Source organism: Pseudomonadota bacterium, from assembly GCA_039815145.1.
Lineage (GTDB): Bacteria > Pseudomonadota > Gammaproteobacteria > Steroidobacterales > JBCBZW01 > JBCBZW01.
Genome location: JBCBZW010000106.1, coordinates 1 through 17,893, shown reverse-complemented (window position 1 = coordinate 17,893; position 17,893 = coordinate 1). Strand labels below are relative to the sequence as shown.

Below are 17,893 nucleotides of genomic sequence, written 5' to 3'. Positions count from 1 at the left end.
CGCTGGCGACACGCCAGCGTGGCACCGCCCTCCCCCGCGAGGTCGCACAGCCAGTCGTAAATGGGCAGGTACCAAGCGCCGGCTCGCGTCGCCGCCAGGGTGGTGCGCAGCTCATCGTGCACCCAGACCAGGTGACCATCGGGCATCGGCACGAGATCCACCTGCCACGCGAACTGCTGGGCAGCGTAGGTGCCCGCGAGGCGTTCTGCCGCGCCCGCCTTCGCCGCGGTGGCCACCTCGACGGGCACCAATTGCACCGGCTCCCCCACGTACAGGCGCGCGAGGTCTTGCGTGAAGGAGGCCGGCCAACCGGAATTCGACGACAGGGTCAGCACCGTGAGCTCGCGGGTGGGATCGAACCAGATCTGCGCCAGAGCGCCCGGCGAGCGCCCGGTGACCAGCACCGCAGACGTCGGCCGCGCAAAAAAGCGCTCACTGACCTGCGCCGACACCAAACGGCCGTGATAGGCATCGAAGAACAGACGGAAGACGTCGTCCGCATTGCCGTACAGGGAGCCGCCGCCGACGCGATTCCAGACGTGGTAGGTCGTCGCCCGCGACCGGGTGCCGAAGCGCTCGCCCGGGGCGTAGCGCGAGGCCATGCGCGGCACCAGCGCAAAGGGGCTCTCGTGCCCGAGCGAGGGATAGCGCGCCAGTTCATCGCGAACCAACTGTCCGTAGGGCATGCCCGAGAGTCGCTCCAGCATCGCGGCGAGGATCGCGTAGCCCCCGTTGGAGTAGCGGCGCTTCGTGCCAGGCTCGAAATCCAACGGGCTGGCGGACAGGCGTTCGACGATCGCATCCAGCATCAGCGTTTTGGTCGTGTCCATCCATTCGAGGGTGTTCGTGTGCGGCACGCCCGCCCGGTGCTCGATGAGCTGGATCGTGCTCATCTGCCCGCCGTGGGCGAACTCGGGTAGGACCTCGGCCACGGGGGCGTCGAGGTCGAGGTCTCCTCGATCGACGAAGCGAGCGATGAGCGCCTGGGTGATCTGCTTCGACAGGGAAGCGATCCGAAAGCGCTGGTCGCTGCCCATCGGCACATCCAACTCGTAGCTCGCCTTGCCGAAGGCGCCGCGGTAGGTCACCGCCTCGCCCTCGGCGATGAGCACGACCCCATCGAAGGCTCCGGCATCCAGGTAAGGTTGCACGTACGCTTCGATGGCCTGCACCACCTCCTCAGCGGCAGGCACCGCCCCTGCTGCTGTTTGCCCGCACGCCACCGCCAACAACACGACGATCGACACCGACCACCTCTCCATCATGCACTCTCCACCGGCAACCAACGCGCCGCACTTGCCAGCGATAATCTGGCGCCGCCGCACCGCGCGCCACCCATCTGCCGGTCTTTGGGGCGAACGACGCCATGGATGACACCAACGACTCACCGCCCACGCCTCGCCCTGGGCGATGGCCGCTCCTCTGCGTCCTGTTGACCCTGAGTCTGGCGACTGCGTGGCTCACCCTGGACCTCGGCCCCGAGCGCTACGTGCACCCTGCCCTGCTCGACATCGAGGTAGCGGAGACGCCGGATGCCGAGCCGCCCGCACCCCACAGCACCGCCTGGGAGCCAGCACGTTGGTGGGCGCTCAGCCACTCGCCCCGCGCCCGGTGGTTGCGCTTTTCCCTCGATCGTCAGGACTTGGGACTCGCGGCGCCGGCGTTGGCGCTGTCGGGTCCCTTCTCGGCCGCGGTCTACGTCGATGGTGAGCCGCGTGGCGGCAAGGGAACCCCGGGGCGGTCGGCTGACCAGGAAGTGCCGGGGCCCATCGACGCGGTGATCAACCTCGACCTGCCGCCCGCTGGGAGCGCCACCGTTCACGTGCGCCTCTCCGCCTTCCACGCAGGCTACGAGCCGGCCAGCCAGTTCCACGCCCTCGGTCTGCGCAACGCCACCGACGACCCGCGCCGCCGCGCCGACAACTACCTCCTAGGCATGATGCAAGCCGGGCTGTTACTCGCCCTGCTCGCGATCTTCGGCGGCTGGGCCCCGCGCGACCCGGCCGCCCGCTGGGCAGCCCTCGCCGCCGCCGCCGCCCTGGTGGCCCTGAGTGCCGAGTGCTGCCGGGTCTGGATCAACTACCCCTACCCCTGGCAGGGCCCACGCCAGGGCCTGGTCTGGGCGGGTCTCGCCGCCTGCGGCCTCGCGCTGGCCGCGTACGTACGCCAACGCCTCAGGCTGCCGGCGGCCCAGCTTGCGCTGGGAACGGGGGTGGTGCTCGTCACCTACGTCGCCCTGTCCGGCAACGACGTGCGAACGGCCTCCGGCATCGCCGGCGCCCTCGCGCTCACCTTGGTGTTGCTCACGCAGGCGCCGCGCGAACGACGCGATGAATCGCTCCGCCTCATCGCCCTACTGCTCCCCTGGCCGCTCATCGCACTCACCAACGCCCCAGCGTTTCTGGACAACGCCGTTTACCTATTCGTCTCCCTAGCCCTCTCATTGCTGGCGTTAGAATCCCACCGACGCCTCTCGCGGCCGAACCGTGCAACCGACGAGGCGCGCTGCGAACCTGCCTCCCTCGCGCTCGAAGGAGAACGCCTGGCCCTCGGCGAGGTGGTGAGCCTGCAAGCGGCCGGCAACTACGTGGAGGTGATCCTGCGCGACGGCGCTCGGGGGCTGTACCGCGCCTCCCTCAGCGGCGCCATCGAGCAAGCGCCCGCCCATCTGCTACGCGTGCATCGCTCGCACGCGGTGAACCTCGATCGCGCCCGCCGCTTGCGCTCGCGCAAGGGCAGCCGCTACGCGCTGGAACTCGACGATGGCACGGAGCTGCCCGTCGGCCGCAGCTTCGTGAGTGCCGTGCGCCACTCGCTGACCTCACGCGAGGGCGAGCACCATTAGAGCCCGTCAGGCCGTCTGGTCCAGGTTGGCGCCACAACTGGCATCGGCGTAGCGCGCCTTGCGCGCGTGGATACCCGCCGTGATGCGGGGGTCGTCGACGCCCTGGAGGAACATCTCATCGATGGTCTCGTTCAGGCGCCTCAGCCCCTCACCGCAATCGCCGAGTTCGATCAGCACCGCGCCGTAGACGCTGTTGGCCGTGTAGCGCAGCCAATCGGGCGCGTCGCCACGTTGCTCCAGCACCGCCATGGCCTCACGCACCTGCGCGTACGCCGCTTCCGGTTCATCCGCACTGATCAAGGCATCCGATAGGTTGAGCTTCAAGGTGCTCAGACCGAGCACATTGCTCGCGTCCTTCGCCCGTACGTGCTCGATGACCTCGGCGTAGAGCGCCACGGCCGCGGACGAGTCCCCGGCGCTCACCAACGCGCCCGCCAGATCCACCCGCGCATGGATGAGCTGCGAACTGGCATCCGGGTAGTGCTGTTCGAGGAGGTTGACGATCTGCGCGTAGGCGCGGCTGGCGGCGTCGTGATCCCCCCGCTTGGAGAGGAGCGCTGCGCGCTGGGTGAGTACGGGCGCCAGGCGACGATCACCCTCGCCGTACAAGCGCTGGGCGCGGGCGAGCACCGGCACCAGGATCGCCTCCGCGCCTGCGTAGTCGCCGCGGGATGTCGCGAGCCGCGCGAGGGCCGTTTGCAAAGCGACCACAAACGCCTCATCCGGAAGCGGCTCTGCGGTGGCTGAGGCGAGCGACTGCTCGAACAACGCTTGCGCGCCACCCAGGTCGTTGCCGAACTCCATCAGACCCGCATGGATACTCCACAGCTGCGCGCGCTGGCGTTCATCGACCCGCGCGTCCCGCAGCCACTGGGCCGCCTCGTGGAGCATCGGCCTCGAGCCGTCGATGCTCTGCTCCAGCGCGCTGGTCACCCGTGCCAAGCCCGTGAGCGCTTGGGCCATGGTCCACGGGTCCGGCCCGGCCGCCACCGAGCGCTGTACCGTCAGCGTCTGTTCGAAGGCCTCGGCGGCCCCGTCCCAAACGCGCAGGCACATGAGTGCCTCACCGATCGCGAAGAGCTGTCGGCTCTTGGCGTGCGGCGTCAGGTGCGCATCGCGCAGTACCTCTCGACGGCGCAGTTGCAGGGCGGCGACTCCGCCATCGGCCTGGTCGGCACTCGCGTGCAGGGCTTCCATCAGGATGGACGCTGCGGCGTCGTCAAGGGCAGCGACCACCTGCCCCTCGTCACGAGCCACCTGCAGGGTCTGGCCGAGAGCCAGCAAGGCGACCAGACAGGCGAAGGCGGCCCCGACGGCCGCGGGGACGCCGCGCCATGTCGGTAAGCGCTCGCCGCGCGCCGTGGGCGCGACGGTCGCCGTGGCGAGGTCACGATTAGAGGTCGCGACGGCATCCGCCGTGATCGGCCGCGGCGGCTGCATGAGGCAGTAGCCCTGGCCGCGAATGGTGCGGATGTAGGTGGGATGCTTGCTCGAACACCCGAGGGCGCGGCGAATGCTGCCGATGTGATGGGAGAGTGCGCCGCGATCGCGATGCCCCTCCTCGGCCAGGCAGAGAATCTCGTGCATGCGGGCTCGCGATACCACCTGACCGAAATGCTCGGCGAGTTCGATCAGCGCCGCGATCTGTCGTTTCGACAGTTCGGTGCACGTGCCGTCGGCGCCGATCACCCGCAGCAGCGCCGGTTCGATCCGGCACTCACCGATAGCGAACGAATGATGTGCGAGGGCGTCGTGCGGCGACGACTGCAGCGGCGGCTGGCCTGTCATAACTCTCTCATCTCCACTAGCGCTCAAGGGACGATACCCCACGGCTCAGTGTGGCTTCAAAGTATCTAATGCGCACGCTAGGCAGCGGTTGAGCCCACGTTGAGAAGTTGCTGAAAAGCGCGCGAAGCGTATTGCTGGAGCGCCGTCGTGCGCCCTAGCGTGGCTGGGTACGTCGCCTCGCCAAACGGATGACCGCGCTTGGAACCGAGTCCCCTACAGCTGGCCACGCCGGCCTGGTCCGCGCCGTCGCCGTCTCGTCCAACCCCTGACGAGGCGGTGGCGGCCCTGCACCAGCACGTCGCTGAGGGCGAGACCGCAAAGGCACTGGCGCTCGCCGATCGCGCCGTGCGTCTTTGGCCGGACCACGTGCCGCTACTGTTGGCAGCGGCCGGTCTCGCCAGGCGCGTGGGGCGCAGCGCCGCAGCCTACAACCTGCTGCGCGCTGCCGAGGGCCTGGGCAGCGCCCAAGCCGCCACAGACCGTCGCGTCCTGGTGAATCAGTGTGCCCCCCACTGGCACTTCCGGATGATGAACGACGAGGTGCGGAACGAGGCCTACGATCGCGCCCTACGCCACTACGTGGGCGATGATTCGATCGTCCTCGACATCGGCTGTGGCGCCGGCCTGCTCTCGATGATGGCCGCCCGCGCCGGCGCGCGCCACGTGTACGCCTGTGAGGTATCAGAACTGATGGCCGAGCAAGCGCGGACGATCATCCGCGACAACGGCTTCGCCGACCGCATCACCATCACCAACCGCCTCTCGAACCACCTGACGGTGGGACGGGATCTGCCCGAAAAGGCGGACATCATCGTCGCTGAGGTCTTCGACACGGGACTTCTCGGCGAGAACGCCCTGCGCACCTTCGATCACGCCCGAGAGCATCTGCTCAAACCCGGCGGGCGCATCCTGCCACTGAGGGCGTCGGTGCAGGCCGTGCTGCTGGAGAGCGATCTTCTGCGCAAGGAAGCGGTGGCCACGCGCTGCTGCGGCTTCGACGTGCGATCCCTGAACGCCCTCACGCCCCCGTACGTCCAGGCCCGCCTCGGCGCGTTCCCCCATCGAACGCTCAGCGACCCGCAGACCGTCGGCACCTACGGCTTCCAGCAGACGATCGATGCCAGCGACGCCCGACGCGTCGAGTTCACGGCTACCCACACGGGCACCTGCCACGGGGTCGCCTTCTGGTTCACTCTGGACTTCGGTGAAGACATCACCATGTCCACCGGGCCAGAGAATCGCTGGAACTGCTGGATGCAGGCGGTGTCCGCCTTCGAGACGCCGCTCGCGGTGCGGGCGGGAGAACGGCTAGCCGTGCGCTACATCGAGTCGAGCAATCAGCTCCTGCATTTCTCGCCCGCCCCCCCTCAAGGGTGACGGCCGGAAGCGGAGCGGCACGCTACCCGCGGTCCTGGCGCAGGGCCGGCAGGCACGCGGCGACCGCCCCGATACCGATCAGCTCGCCCTCGCGCACGAGGTCGCCGACCGCCGCGATATCGCTGGCGAGGTATCTGTCCTCTTCCAAGCGCGGCGAGCGTGCGCGGACGGCGGCGGCCACCTGGCGCAGGGCCTCGCTGGTGCGCAGCGGGGCACGGAACTCCACCCCTTGGGCCCCCAGCAGCAGCTCCACAGCGATGATATTCGCTAGGTTAGCGTTCATGCGATGCAGGCGGCGCGCGGCGTGGCAGGCCATGGAGACGTGGTCTTCCTGATTGGCGCTGGTGGGCGTCGAGTCGACGCTGCAGGGATTGGCGAGGTGGCGGTTCTCCGCCATCAGGGCGGCACAGGTCACCTCGGCGATCATGAAGCCGGAATTCAACCCCGGCGTGGGCGTGAGGAAGGCGGGCAAGCCGAAGCTCTGGGCCGGATCCACCGTGATGGCGATGCGGCGCTCCGTGATCGCGCCGATCTCGGCGATGGCGAGCGCCACCTGGTCGGCGCCGAGGCCGACGGGCTCCGCGTGGAAGTTACCGCCGGAGATGATGCGATCCTCCTCCACCACCACGATCGGGTTGTCGGTGACCGCGTTCGCCTCCACCACCAGCGTGTCCGCCACCTGGCGCAGCTGGTCCATCGCCGCTCCCATCACCTGCGGCTGGCAGCGAATGCTGTAGGGATCCTGCACCCGATCGTCCTGCTCGCGATGGGACTCGCGGATCGCAGACCCAGTGAGCAGCGCACGCAGGCACTCGGCCGCATCCGCCTGCCCCTGCAGGCCGCGCAGGGCGTGGATCGTCGGGTGGAAGGGCGCCGTGGAGGCCATCAACGCATCCGTGACCAGGGCACCGGAGATCAACGCGGTCTGGGCCAGATGCCAGGCGTCGAACAGGGCGGCGAGGGCCAACGCCGTGGACACCTGGGTGCCATTGATCAGCCCGAGGCCTTCCTTAGGTCCGAGCACCAGCGGCGTGAGCTCGATGGCGGCGAGAGCCTTGGCCCCTGCCATGCGCTCGCCGTCCACCCACGCCTCCCCCTCACCGATCATCACGGCGGCCAGATGGGCCAGGGGTGCCAGATCGCCCGATGCCCCCACGGAACCTTGGGCGGGGATCACCGGCAGCAGGTCGCGGCGCAGAAATGCCGCCAACATCTCGAGCATCTCCCAGCGCACGCCGGAAGCGCCACGACCGAGGGAGATCAGCTTCAGGGCGATGATGAGTCGGACGACCGGCGCCGACATGGCCTCGCCGACCCCGCAGCAATGGGACAGCACCAGGTTTCGCTGCAACTGTGCCGTCTGCTCCGCGGGAATGCGCACGCTGGCCAGCTTGCCGAAGCCCGTGTTGACGCCGTACACAGGCGCGTCCCCCTTGGCGGCGCGCTGCACGATCTCGTGCGCGGTCTCCACCGCAGACCGCGCGCTCGGATCGAGACCTTGCACGACGGCGGGTTCGCGGTAGACGCGCTCGAGTTGGGCCAGGGTGCTCTCCCCCGGGGTCAGCACGATGGGGGTGGGTGCAGTGGAAGACATCGTCGACGCTCTACTCTCTAAGTACTCGCGAGCTCGGCCATCACCGAGCAGAATCGATCGGCGATCTGTTCCTCATCCAGATGGTGCCCCGCGCTCACCACCTGCTGGCCGCCCACCCACACATCGCTCACCAGCGGCGTGTTGCCCGAGAACAGCCAACGATCCAGCCACTGATCGCCGCGTGCGCCGGCGAGGCGCGGATGGGCACCATCGAGGGCGATGAAGTCCCCGCGCATCCCGGGCGCGATCGCGCCGGCCAGACGACCGCAGACGGCACTGCCATCGCGTGCAGCTTGCGCGTACAGGGTGGCTCCGGTACTGCCCGCCTCCTCCGCCATGACGTTGCGCGCCTGCAGCTTGAGGCGCTGGCCGTACTCCAGCCAACGCAGCTCCTCCACCGGATCGACGGACACGTTGCTATCTGATCCGATAGCCCAGCGACCACCAGCCGCTTGGTAGGAGGGCGCATCGAAGAGGCCATCACCGAGATTCGCCTCCGTAGTCGGGCACAGGCCCACCCGGGCGCCCGTCTCCGCCAGCGCCACGCTCTCCTCCTCGCTCATGTGGGTGGCGTGAATCAAGCACCACTGACCGTCCACGGGGTACCGATCCAGCAGCCACTGCACGGGCCGTTTCCCGCTCCAGTCCACGCACGCGCGCACCTCGTCCTGCTGCTCGGCGATATGCAGGTGGACGGGTCCGTCGCCGAGTACCTCGCGGGCCTCGAGCATGCCCGTCAACAGCGTCGGGGACACGGCGCGCAGCGAGTGCGGCGCCATGCCCAGATGGGCGTCGGCATCGTCGGTCAGCGCATCGCGGGTGGCGTCGACCAGCGCCAGGTAGTCGTCGAGGGAATTGATGAAGCGCGCCTGGGCGGCGCTGCTGGGGGCTTCGCCGAAGCCTCCGTAGTGGTAGAGCACGGGCAGGGCGCAGAAGGCGATGCCGGCCTGGCGCGCTGCGCGGTAGCAACGCAGGGTCATCTCCGCGCGCTGGGCGTAGGGCTGTCCGTCGACGCCGTGGTGCAGGTACTGGAACTCGCCGACGCAGGTGTAGCCCGCCTTGAGCATCTCCACGTACAGCTGGGCGGCGATGGCCTCGAGCTGGGGCGGGGTCAGGCGCCCGAGGTAGCGGTACATCGCTTCGCGCCAGGTCCAGAAGCTGTCTCTGGGGGCGCCATCGCCCTGCGCGCGCTCGGCCATGCCGGCCATGGCACGCTGATGGGCGTGGGAATGCACGTTGGCGATACCGGGCAGCAGCAGGTCGACCGACCAGGTGGCCTGGGCGTCGCTCGGGGCCTGGCCCGTGGCCACGCGGGTGATCGCGCCGCTCGGGTCCAGTTGCACCAACACGGCGGACGCCCACCCGTCGGGGAGTAGCGCTTCGCCCGCCCAGATCGTCTTCGCCACGGCGCCCTTCAACGTGCGTTGCCCAAAAGAGGAGATGAGCGTACAGTAAGTTGTATATACATGTACAGCACAGGTGCCCATGCCCTCGCTTCTGCTCACCAACGCCACCCTGGCCTGCCTGGACACAGCCGACGGCTACGGCCTCGCCGCACGCGGTGCCTTGCTCGTCGACGGCGGGCGGATCGCCTGGACCGGCGCGGCCGACGGTGCCCCGGGGGCGGATGAGACGATCGACTGCGGCGGGCGCCTCCTCAGCCCCGGCCTGATCGACTGCCATACGCACCTGGTGTACGGCGGCGATCGCACGCGCGAATTCGAGATGCGCCTGGAGGGCGCGAGCTACGAGGCGATCGCGCGCGCTGGCGGCGGCATCGCCTCCACCGTCGCCGCCACCCGGGCCGCCAGCGCCGAAGAGCTCATCGAACAGTCCCTACCGCGCCTAATGGCGTTGATCGGCGATGGCGTGACCACGGTGGAGATCAAGTCGGGCTACGGCCTCGACCGGGAAACGGAGCTGCGCATGCTGGAGGTGGCGGGCCGCCTCGGCGAGCGCGCGGGCGTGCGCGTGCAACGCACGCTGCTGGCCGCTCACGCGGTGCCGGAGGAGTACCGCGGCAACCCCGATGGCTACATCGACTGGGTGGCGGGCGATCTCCTGCCGCACGCGCAGGCGGCGGGGCTCACCGATGCCGTCGACATCTTCATCGAAGGCATAGGATTCAACACGGACCAGGCGGAGCGCCTGTTTGCCGCGGCGGCCAACCTCGGCGTCCCCATCAAGGCCCACGTCGAGCAGCTCAGTGATCAAGGCGGGGCGAGGCTCGCCGCCCGCTATCAGGCCCTGTCCGTCGATCATCTCGAATACCTGAGCGAGGAAGACGTCGCGAGGCTCGGGCGCGACGGGCCCGTGGCAGTGCTGCTGCCCGGCGCTTTCCTCACGCTCGGGGAGACACGTCGCCCGCCGATCGACGCCCTGCGCCGCCACGGGGTGCCCATGGCCGTGGCGACCGATGCCAACCCAGGCTCCTCGCCGATCTTCTCCCTGCTGGACGCCATGCACCTGGCCTGCGCCCTGTTTCGCATCACCCCTGCGGAGGCCCTGCGCGGGGTCACGGTGAACGCCGCCAAGGCGCTGGGTCTTGCGCACGAGATCGGGATGCTCCGGGTGGGCCATCGTGCCGACCTCGTCCTGTGGCAGGTCGATGACCCCGCCGCCCTCAGCTACCGCCTGGGGATCAACCCCGTCGACGGCATCCTGCAGGACGGCCACTGGCGCCGGCGCCCGGGCGCCGCGGAGGCCGCGTAACCCATGCACCTCGCGCAAGATCTCCTGCACGCCATCGACAAGAACGCGCCGGCGCCGATCTACCGCCAGATCAAGGCGGCCATTGACGCCAAGATCCGCCAGGGCGCCTGGCCCGCCGGCGGCAAGCTGCCCTCGGAGAACGAACTCGTCCTGCACCTGGGCGTCAGCCGCATGACCGTAAACCGCGCCTTGCGTGAGCTGACCCTGGAGGGCCTGGTCACCCGCGTGCACGGCGTGGGATCGTTCGTCGCCGACGTGCCTCGCCACGCCAGCCTGATCGAGCTGCGGGACATCGCCCACGAGAGCGCCGATCGGGGGCATGCGCACAGCACCCGAGTGATCGCGTTAGGTGACCTCGTGCCCACGGCGGAGGTGACGCAGCAACTCGAACTCGCCGAGCCCGTTCGCCAGCCGGTGCACTATCTCGAAGCCGTGCATTTCCAGGACGGTCTGCCGATTCAGCACGAGGCGCGCTACGTCAACCCTGCCCTCGCCCCCGGCATGCTGGAGCAGGACTTCACGCGCATCACCAGCACCGCCTGGCTGCTGGCCAGCGGCCAACCCGATGAGATGGAGCATGTGGTGAGCGCCACCCAGGGCACGCCCGCCCTGCGCGAGGCGCTCGGTCTCGCCCCCGAGCACGCCTTACTGCAACTCTCGCGTCGAACCTGGCGGGCCGGGCAGGTGGTCACCTGGGTCACCCTGACCTACCCCGGCGATCGCTACCAACTGGCCGCCCGCTACGCTACCAATACCTACCGCAAGATCGAGGAGTCTTCCCCATGAGCAGCACCGGTGCCCACCCGACCAGCAGTGCCCAACACCAGCCCCGCGTGGTGCGCGCCCCACGCGGCAGCGAGCTCACCTGCCGCAGCTGGCTCACGGAAGCGCCCTACCGAATGTTGCAGAACAACTTAGACCCCGAGGTGGCGGAGAACCCGGACGAGCTCATCGTCTACGGTGGCATCGGCCGTGCGGCGCGCAACTGGGAGAGCTTCGATCACATCCTGGAGTGCCTGCGAAACCTCGCCGATGACGAGAGCCTATTGGTTCAGTCAGGCAAGCCCGTGGGCGTGTTCCGCACCCACCCGGACGCACCTCGCGTGCTCATCGCCAACTCCAACCTGGTGCCCCAATGGGCGAACTGGGAGCACTTCCAGGCGCTCGACCGCAAGGGCCTTGCCATGTACGGCCAGATGACCGCCGGCTCCTGGATCTACATCGGCAGCCAGGGCATCGTCCAGGGCACCTACGAGACCTTCGTCGAGGCCGGACGCCAACACTTCGGCGGCGACACGCGCGGGCGCTGGATCCTCACCTGCGGCCTTGGCGGCATGGGCGGCGCGCAGCCCCTGGCGGCCACCATGGCCGGCTACAGCATGCTCTGCATCGAGTGCGACGAATCGCGCATCGACTTCCGCCTGCGCACGGGCTACCTGGACCGCCGCGCGGGCTCCGTCGACGAGGCCCTGCAGCTCATCGATCAAGCACGCGCCAAGGGTGAGCCCGTCTCCGTGGGCCTCGCCGGCAACGGCGCCGAGCTCCTGCCCGAGTTGATCGAGCGCGGCGTGAAGCCGGACCTGGTGACGGATCAGACCTCCGCCCACGACCCGGTGAACGGCTACCTACCCGCGGGGTGGAGCATGGCCCAGTGGCAGCAGATGCGTCGCGAGCAACCGGAGACCGTGGCCCGCGAAGCCCGTCGTTCGATGGCCGTGCACGTGCGCGCCCTCCTCGCCTTCCACGCCCAGGGCATCCCGACCGTTGACTACGGCAACAATATCCGCCAACAGGCCTACGACGAGGGCGTACAGAACGCCTTTGACTTCCCGGGCTTCGTGCCCGCCTACATCCGGCCCTTGTTCTGTCGCGGCGTCGGCCCCTTCCGCTGGGTCGCCTTGTCCGGCGACCCCGAGGACATCTACCGCACGGACGAGAAGGTCAAGGAGCTGATCCCGGACGATCCGCACCTGCACCGCTGGCTCGACATGGCCCGCGAGCGCATCCAGTTCCAGGGGCTACCGGCACGCATCTGCTGGGTGGGGCTCGGCGACCGCGATCGCTTAGGGCTAGCCTTCAACGAGATGGTGCGCAAGGGCGAGCTGAAGGCGCCGGTGGTGATCGGTCGCGATCATCTGGACTCCGGCTCCGTCGCCAGCCCCAACCGCGAGACCGAAGCGATGCTCGACGGCTCCGACGCGGTCTCAGACTGGCCCCTGCTCAACCTCATGCTGAGCACCGCGAGCGGCGCCACCTGGGTGTCGCTGCACCACGGCGGCGGCGTCGGCATGGGCTACTCGCAGCACGCGGGCCTGGTGATCTGCTGTGACGGCACGGAGGCCGCGGACGAGCGTCTGCGACGGGTGCTGTGGAACGATCCGGCCTCCGGGGTGATGCGCCACGCCGATGCGGGCTACGACATCGCCAAGCGTTGCGCGCGCGAGCACGACTTGAAACTGGGCGCGATCGACCTCGACTGATGACCACCGCCCCTGCGGCACCGGCCCTACCGCCGATCGCCCCCGACTGGTCGCCGGTCGCCACCTACGGCGGTTACCAAGGCCGTTGATAACGCGTCCTGCGTTCGCCCTTGCACGGTCGTTTCCCTCGCCCTTGACGGGCGAGGTAGACTGATCGGCCCGGAGAGATCACCGCAACCCAAGCAGGTGCGAGGATCCTCCACCCATGAGAGAGGGACCACGCCATGGCCGGTGGATGGGCACGAGACGGCGCCGAACAGGAACAGATCGACGCCACCGTCGAAGATGCGATCAAGCGCGTGCGCAGCGAACTCAAGGACGGCGCGAGCGCCACCCATTGCGAGGACTGCAGTGACGCTATCCCCGAGCGCCGCCGCCAGGCCATCCGTGGCGTACGCCGCTGCGTGCGTTGTCAGGAAGAAGAAGACGAACGCCGCAGCGCCGTCAGCGGCTACAACCGCCGCGGCAGCAAGGACAGCCAGCTCCGCTAGCGTGCCCTGGCCGGACTGCCTTCAATGGGCGCAGCGAAAACCTCGCTCGCCGATCTTGTCACTCCCGAAGGTCGCCACGTAGTTCCATTGCGCGTCGCGACAGATGGCCTCGCCCGGTACCTGTCGAACGGCGCCGCGACGGGTGGCACGACGGGTGTCGCGAGCGGCATTCTGCGCCCACTCCCACGTGTCCTCGATGGTCTGGAGCTCCGCCCTTTCGGCGTGGCGGCAACTCATCTGCCACTCGATCACTCGCGGTAGCCGCATTCCCACGTCGCCGCAGATCGCTTCTGCTTCGCGCCAGCCACTCGGTGCGAAGGCCTCTCGCGCGATGACCCAACCCGGGTCGCCAGGCTCGCAATTGCCCCCTCGCGTGTGGTCCTCAGCATCGTGCACGTCGAACGCAACGCTGCCGCGAACGAGACACACCTCGGTGAAGTCAAGCGGGAAACTTCGCCTGGGTATGACGTTGCGGTAGCCCCCGATGGCGGCGGCGGCCAGGTGAATCTCCTGCGGTGCAGAAGCGGTAGCTGGCAGATCACCAGCCGAAGCGATGCTGATGGTCGCCAACGCGAGCCACCAGCGCGCACGCCGGCCACGCCGACGTCCTCCATCGAGGGGGTTTTGCAGCATTGTTGTTCTCCTTGGGGCACCCCGTGCTCTGTCACAAAAGTGTAATATTTGTATCTCTCCTGACCTTCGATGTCAAGGCAATACGCCGAATGGCCTACAAAAATAGGGTTTTTCGCGCATTACCAAGCGAAGTCGATAGGTCTGTGCACCGGTCACAAAACCGAACATCTGCCCCAGCGATACCTCGACACCCCGCGAAGTGCTTGCACTTGCCGTGGGCGCCCCCTACTTATGCAAGCAAGACCTCTCCACCCTTTCAGGAGCACCCGCTGCGATGAGCGACGCCACGCCCTACACGCCACCGGCCGTCTGGACCTGGGACCAACCCAGCGGCGGCCAATTCGCCAGCATCAATCGGCCGGTCTCAGGCGCTACCCACGAGAAGGCCCTCCCAACCGGCGAGCACCCGCTGCAGCTGTACTCCCTGGCCACGCCGAACGGCGTCAAGGTGACGGTGATGCTCGAGGAGCTCCTGGCCCTCGGTCACCAGGGCGCTGAGTACGACGCCTGGCTCATTCGCATCACCGAAGGGGATCAGTTCTCGAGCGGCTTCGTCGAGGTCAATCCGAACTCGAAGATCCCCGCCCTCTTCGACCACAGCACCGACACGCCCACGCGCGTGTTCGAGTCAGGCGCGATCCTGCTCTACCTGGCAGAAAGGTTCGGTGAGTTCCTGCCCCGAGAGGGCGCCGCTCGCACGGAGACGATGAACTGGCTGTTCTGGCAGATGGGCAGTGCGCCGATGCTCGGCGGCGGCTTCGGCCACTTCTACAACTACGCACCGGAGAAGTTCGAGTACCCGATCAATCGCTTCGCCATGGAAGTGAAGCGACAGCTCGACGTGCTGGACCGTTGCCTCGCCCAACGCGAGTACGTCGCTGGCAGTGACTACACGATTGCCGACATGGCCATATGGCCATGGTACGGCGCTCTGGTGCGCGGCCTGCTCTACGACGCGGCGGAGTTCTTACAGGTGCAGGAATACACCCACGTGCAACGTTGGGCGGAGCAGATCGCGGGGCGGCCGGCTGCCCAACGGGGTCGTATGGTGAATCGCACCTGGGGCGAGGCGAGCTCGCAGCTGCATGAGCGACATGCCGCCTCGGATTTCGAGGAGCGTACCCAGGACAAGTTGGGCGGCGAGTAGGCGCTAGCCGGCCGACGCGCGGCGCGCCCCGTCCTCCGTAGGGTCGACCTGCCCTGGCCAGGTGCCTCATCCACTTGCCTACACGAGCTTGCGACGCTAGCACGAAACGCCGCTGCGCGATGCGCCCCCGGCGCACATCCGCCACACTGCGCTCGGCACGACTGGAGGGCGCGACACATGGGATTGCTGGTGGATGGAAAATGGGTGGACCAGTGGTATGACACCAAGTCCACCGGCGGGCGTTTCCAACGCGCCGAGTCGGCCTTTCGCCACTGGGTAACGGCGGATGGCTCGCCCGGCCCGACGGGCGACGGCGACTTCCCCGCGGCCAGCGGCCGCTACCACCTCTACGTCTCCTACGCCTGCCCCTGGGCCCATCGCACCCTCCTCTACCGCGCCCTCAAGGGGCTCACCGCCCACATCGATGTGTCGGTGGTGCATTGGCTCATGCGCAGCGACGGCTGGACCTTCGCCGCGGACGAGGAAGGCCTGGTAGGCGATCGCCTTTCCGGCGCTGCCTTCCTGCGCGAGGTGTACCTTCGCGCGGACCCCACGATGACCGGTCGCGTCACCGTACCGATCCTGTGGGACAAGGTTCGCGACACCCTGGTGTCCAACGAATCCGCGGACATCATCCGCATGCTCGGCAGCGCCTTCGACGGGGTGGGCGCCAACGACCGTGACTTCTACCCGCAAGCCCACCGGGCGGAGATCGACGAGCTCAACGCGCGCATCTACGACACGGTCAACAACGGCGTTTACCGCGCCGGCTTCGCCACCACCCAGGGCGCCTACGAAGAGGCCGTAGGGCCGCTGTTCGACACGCTCGACGCGCTCGACGCTCGCTTGGGCGAGCGGCGCTACCTGCTGGGTGAACAGATCACCGAAGCGGACCTGCGCCTGCTGCCCACGCTGCTGCGCTTCGACCTCGTCTACCACGGGCACTTCAAATGCAACCTGCGCCGCCTCGTGGACTATCCGAACCTGTGGGGCTACACGCGCGACCTCTACCAAACGCCAGGCGTGGCCGACACCTGCAACTTCACCCATGCCAAGCGCCACTACTACGAGAGCCACGCTTCGGTGAACCCCACGGGCGTCGTGCCCGCGGGGCCGCTGATCGATTTCGAGGCCCCCCACGGCCGCGATGGGTAAGGGCGACACGGCCGCGCGACAGCCGCGCGGGAAAGTCATTGCGCTGGGGATGCTGATCGGCATCTCCGCCCTGTCGATCGACATCCTGCTGCCCGCTATTCCCGCCCTGGCCGAGTACTTTCGGATCGGCGAACACGCCGCGCAGTACGTCGTCACCACCTACCTGGCGGGCTTCGCCCTCGGTCAATTGCCGATGGGATTGTTGGCCGACCGCTTCGGCCGGCGCCCGGTGATCGCTGCAGGCGTCAGCGTGTTCATCATCACCGCGCTGATCGGCGCGTTCGCCAGCACGGCGAGCGTCCTGTTCACGGCCCGCTTCGTACAGGGCTTCGCCGGTGCCGTGGGGCCGGTGGTCGCCCGCGCCATCGCTCGCGACCTCGGCGGCCCGGACAAGGGTGCCCGCCTCCTGGCCACCCTGGTCGCCATCCTCGGCCTCGCCCCCCTGCTGGCGCCGCTCCTCGGCGGCGCCATCACCGAGCTGGCAGGTTGGCGCGCGACGCTCCTCGCCATTCCCTGCTATGGCCTGATCACCTTGGTCGCCATCTGGATCCTGGTCCCCGAGAGCCTGCCGCCGCACACGCGGCAGCCGCGCCTGGGCACGCAGCAGGTGATCGATAGCCTGCGCGCCCTTAGCGCCCATCCCGCATCCCGGGTGGCCGTGGCTGTCGCCTGCGTTCCCTACGGTGGCTACCTGGCGATGATCACCAGCGCCTCCACGGTGCTGATCGAGGACTACCACCTCTCCCCCGCCACCTTCGGCGCCGTCTTCGCCCTCGGCGCTGCTGCCTACACGGCCGGCGCCGCCACCTCGCGCCAGCTGATGAACACCCGGCCCGCGCACTGGGTGCTCGCCCTCGGCATCGGCCTGTTCGTGACCAGCGCGGTGCTGATGGCGCTAATCATGATCCTGGGGCCGGCGCCCTTGTGGGCCTTGTGGGGAACGGTCGCCGTCTTCATCTTCGCCGTGAGCCTGACGACGCCGATCGCGACGAGCCTTGCCCTCGCCCCCTTGCCTGGCTCGGCCGGATTTACGGCCGCCCTCATCGGCGCCGGCAGCATGGCGGCGGGCACCCTGGGCTCCTGGCTTGCGGCCACCTTCTACGCGCCCTACGGCCTCAGCATGCTCGGGGTAATGATCGGCAGCTCCGGGGCGACCGTGCTGGCGTACACGGTCGGTCGCGCAACCCTGATGCAGGCGCACGAGGGAACGGCGGCGCCCTAGTGGGCCGCTTCGGTGCCCCGCGTGCGCTCGCGCCACCACAGGGCACCGGCGAGCACGACGAACAGCAACAGGAACGGCGCCCGAGGGGAGCGCCCGCCCCCTCCGCCGCCGGATCGCGCACCAGACGCCAACGCCATTTGGGCGGTGGCATCCTGCGCCCGCTGCGCCGCCACGCCGAGCCACGGCGTCGACGCGGCCACGTAGAACGAGCGGCTCTCCGATCCGTAGGACACCATGTGCCAACCGGCGGCCCGTGCCCAATAGAATCCGCAGGCGCGGCCCAGATCGTCCACCTGCAGCGCGACCCTGACGGAAGCACTAGGGGGGCTTGCTGACACCGTGAGCGGCGCCGTCGGCGCTTCTCGCACACACAGCCTCGCCCGTTCGTCGACGACGGCGCTCCCGGGCAGTTCCAGCATGGGCGCCGTACGCGGTCGGGCCAGCGTGCG

15 protein-coding genes are annotated in these 17,893 nt (G+C 68.6%); 9 read left to right on the top strand and 6 right to left on the bottom strand.

Annotation, left to right across the window (positions count from 1 at the left end):
- Nucleotides 1–1,265 (bottom strand): serine hydrolase domain-containing protein (locus tag AAF184_19560; GenBank protein ID MEO0424544.1); only part of this gene is annotated, 1,265 nt, incomplete at its 3' end.
- Nucleotides 1,266–1,366: 101 nt separating this feature from the next.
- Between AAF184_19560 and AAF184_19555 the strand changes: the two genes are divergently transcribed.
- Nucleotides 1,367–2,845 carry a LytTR family DNA-binding domain-containing protein gene (locus AAF184_19555; GenBank protein MEO0424543.1) on the top strand — a complete coding sequence of 493 codons (1,479 nt, stop codon included), beginning with the start codon at nucleotides 1,367–1,369 and terminating at the stop codon, nucleotides 2,843–2,845.
- 6 nt (nucleotides 2,846–2,851) lie between these two features.
- Here AAF184_19555 and AAF184_19550 read toward each other — a convergent pair whose 3' ends face one another.
- Complete coding sequence (locus AAF184_19550; protein ID MEO0424542.1) at nucleotides 2,852–4,633, bottom strand: tetratricopeptide repeat protein; 1,782 nt, start codon at nucleotides 4,631–4,633, stop codon at nucleotides 2,852–2,854.
- Nucleotides 4,634–4,831: 198 nt separating this feature from the next.
- On the opposite strand from AAF184_19550, the gene AAF184_19545 reads away from it, so the two are divergent.
- Nucleotides 4,832–6,010 carry a class I SAM-dependent methyltransferase gene (locus AAF184_19545; GenBank protein MEO0424541.1) on the top strand — a complete coding sequence of 393 codons (1,179 nt, stop codon included), beginning with the start codon at nucleotides 4,832–4,834 and terminating at the stop codon, nucleotides 6,008–6,010.
- A gap of 22 nt (nucleotides 6,011–6,032) precedes the next feature.
- Here AAF184_19545 and hutH read toward each other — a convergent pair whose 3' ends face one another.
- Both hutH and AAF184_19535 read right to left on the bottom strand, forming a co-directional pair.
- A complete protein-coding gene (gene hutH, locus AAF184_19540; GenBank protein ID MEO0424540.1) occupies nucleotides 6,033–7,604 on the bottom strand; it encodes a histidine ammonia-lyase in 1,572 nt (523 codons plus the stop codon).
- 17 nt (nucleotides 7,605–7,621) lie between these two features.
- Nucleotides 7,622–9,010 (bottom strand): formimidoylglutamate deiminase, encoded by a 1,389-nt coding sequence (locus AAF184_19535; GenBank protein ID MEO0424539.1) that lies wholly within the window; start codon nucleotides 9,008–9,010, stop codon nucleotides 7,622–7,624.
- Nucleotides 9,011–9,089: 79 nt separating this feature from the next.
- On the opposite strand from AAF184_19535, the gene hutI reads away from it, so the two are divergent.
- The 4 genes from hutI to AAF184_19515 all read left to right on the top strand — a co-directional run bounded on the left by hutI (nucleotide 9,090) and on the right by AAF184_19515 (nucleotide 13,287).
- On the top strand, nucleotides 9,090–10,316 hold the full coding sequence (gene hutI, locus AAF184_19530) for an imidazolonepropionase (protein MEO0424538.1): 1,227 nt from the start codon (nucleotides 9,090–9,092) through the stop codon (nucleotides 10,314–10,316).
- 3 nt (nucleotides 10,317–10,319) lie between these two features.
- A complete protein-coding gene (locus AAF184_19525) occupies nucleotides 10,320–11,102 on the top strand; it encodes a UTRA domain-containing protein (GenBank protein ID MEO0424537.1) in 783 nt (260 codons plus the stop codon).
- On the top strand, nucleotides 11,099–12,796 hold the full coding sequence (gene hutU, locus AAF184_19520; GenBank protein ID MEO0424536.1) for a urocanate hydratase: 1,698 nt from the start codon (nucleotides 11,099–11,101) through the stop codon (nucleotides 12,794–12,796). Before AAF184_19525 ends, hutU begins: the two co-directional genes overlap by 4 nt.
- Before the next feature lie 224 nt (nucleotides 12,797–13,020).
- The gene (locus AAF184_19515) at nucleotides 13,021–13,287 is read left to right on the top strand and encodes a DksA/TraR family C4-type zinc finger protein (GenBank protein ID MEO0424535.1); all 267 of its coding nucleotides are present in this window, start codon (nucleotides 13,021–13,023) and stop codon (nucleotides 13,285–13,287) included.
- Between the two features lie 21 nt (nucleotides 13,288–13,308).
- Here the strand turns inward: AAF184_19515 and AAF184_19510 are convergent, their stop codons facing one another.
- Nucleotides 13,309–13,920 carry a hypothetical protein gene (locus AAF184_19510; protein ID MEO0424534.1) on the bottom strand — a complete coding sequence of 204 codons (612 nt, stop codon included), beginning with the start codon at nucleotides 13,918–13,920 and terminating at the stop codon, nucleotides 13,309–13,311.
- A gap of 274 nt (nucleotides 13,921–14,194) precedes the next feature.
- Here AAF184_19510 and yghU point away from each other — a divergent pair, with 274 nt between their 5' ends.
- From yghU to AAF184_19495, 3 genes are all read left to right on the top strand, one after another.
- The gene (gene yghU / locus AAF184_19505) at nucleotides 14,195–15,067 is read left to right on the top strand and encodes a glutathione-dependent disulfide-bond oxidoreductase (GenBank protein ID MEO0424533.1); all 873 of its coding nucleotides are present in this window, start codon (nucleotides 14,195–14,197) and stop codon (nucleotides 15,065–15,067) included.
- 177 nt (nucleotides 15,068–15,244) lie between these two features.
- Nucleotides 15,245–16,222 (top strand): glutathione S-transferase family protein, encoded by a 978-nt coding sequence (locus tag AAF184_19500; GenBank protein MEO0424532.1) that lies wholly within the window; start codon nucleotides 15,245–15,247, stop codon nucleotides 16,220–16,222.
- Nucleotides 16,215–17,444, top strand: a complete 1,230-nt coding sequence (locus AAF184_19495; GenBank protein MEO0424531.1) for a Bcr/CflA family efflux MFS transporter — start codon at nucleotides 16,215–16,217, stop codon at nucleotides 17,442–17,444. Before AAF184_19500 ends, AAF184_19495 begins: the two co-directional genes overlap by 8 nt.
- On the opposite strand, the gene AAF184_19490 is transcribed toward AAF184_19495, so the two are convergent.
- Nucleotides 17,441–17,893: hypothetical protein (locus tag AAF184_19490; GenBank protein MEO0424530.1), on the bottom strand; the 453-nt coding region annotated here is incomplete at its 5' end. The two genes, AAF184_19495 and AAF184_19490, sit on opposite strands and share 4 nt — an antisense overlap.

Bases quoted from the DNA above. Each gene is read 5' to 3' on its own strand.
- AAF184_19555 (MEO0424543.1), top strand. From the start codon at position 1,367: ATGGATGACACCAACGACTCACCGCCCACGCCTCGCCCTGGGCGATGG.
- AAF184_19550 (MEO0424542.1), bottom strand. From the start codon at position 4,633: ATGACAGGCCAGCCGCCGCTGCAGTCGTCGCCGCACGACGCCCTCGCA.
- hutH (MEO0424540.1), bottom strand. From the start codon at position 7,604: ATGTCTTCCACTGCACCCACCCCCATCGTGCTGACCCCGGGGGAGAGC.
- hutI (MEO0424538.1), top strand. From the start codon at position 9,090: ATGCCCTCGCTTCTGCTCACCAACGCCACCCTGGCCTGCCTGGACACA.
- AAF184_19525 (MEO0424537.1), top strand. From the start codon at position 10,320: ATGCACCTCGCGCAAGATCTCCTGCACGCCATCGACAAGAACGCGCCG.
- hutU (MEO0424536.1), top strand. From the start codon at position 11,099: ATGAGCAGCACCGGTGCCCACCCGACCAGCAGTGCCCAACACCAGCCC.
- AAF184_19515 (MEO0424535.1), top strand. From the start codon at position 13,021: ATGGCCGGTGGATGGGCACGAGACGGCGCCGAACAGGAACAGATCGAC.
- AAF184_19510 (MEO0424534.1), bottom strand. From the start codon at position 13,920: ATGCTGCAAAACCCCCTCGATGGAGGACGTCGGCGTGGCCGGCGTGCG.
- yghU (MEO0424533.1), top strand. From the start codon at position 14,195: ATGAGCGACGCCACGCCCTACACGCCACCGGCCGTCTGGACCTGGGAC.
- AAF184_19500 (MEO0424532.1), top strand. From the start codon at position 15,245: ATGGGATTGCTGGTGGATGGAAAATGGGTGGACCAGTGGTATGACACC.
- AAF184_19495 (MEO0424531.1), top strand. From the start codon at position 16,215: ATGGGTAAGGGCGACACGGCCGCGCGACAGCCGCGCGGGAAAGTCATT.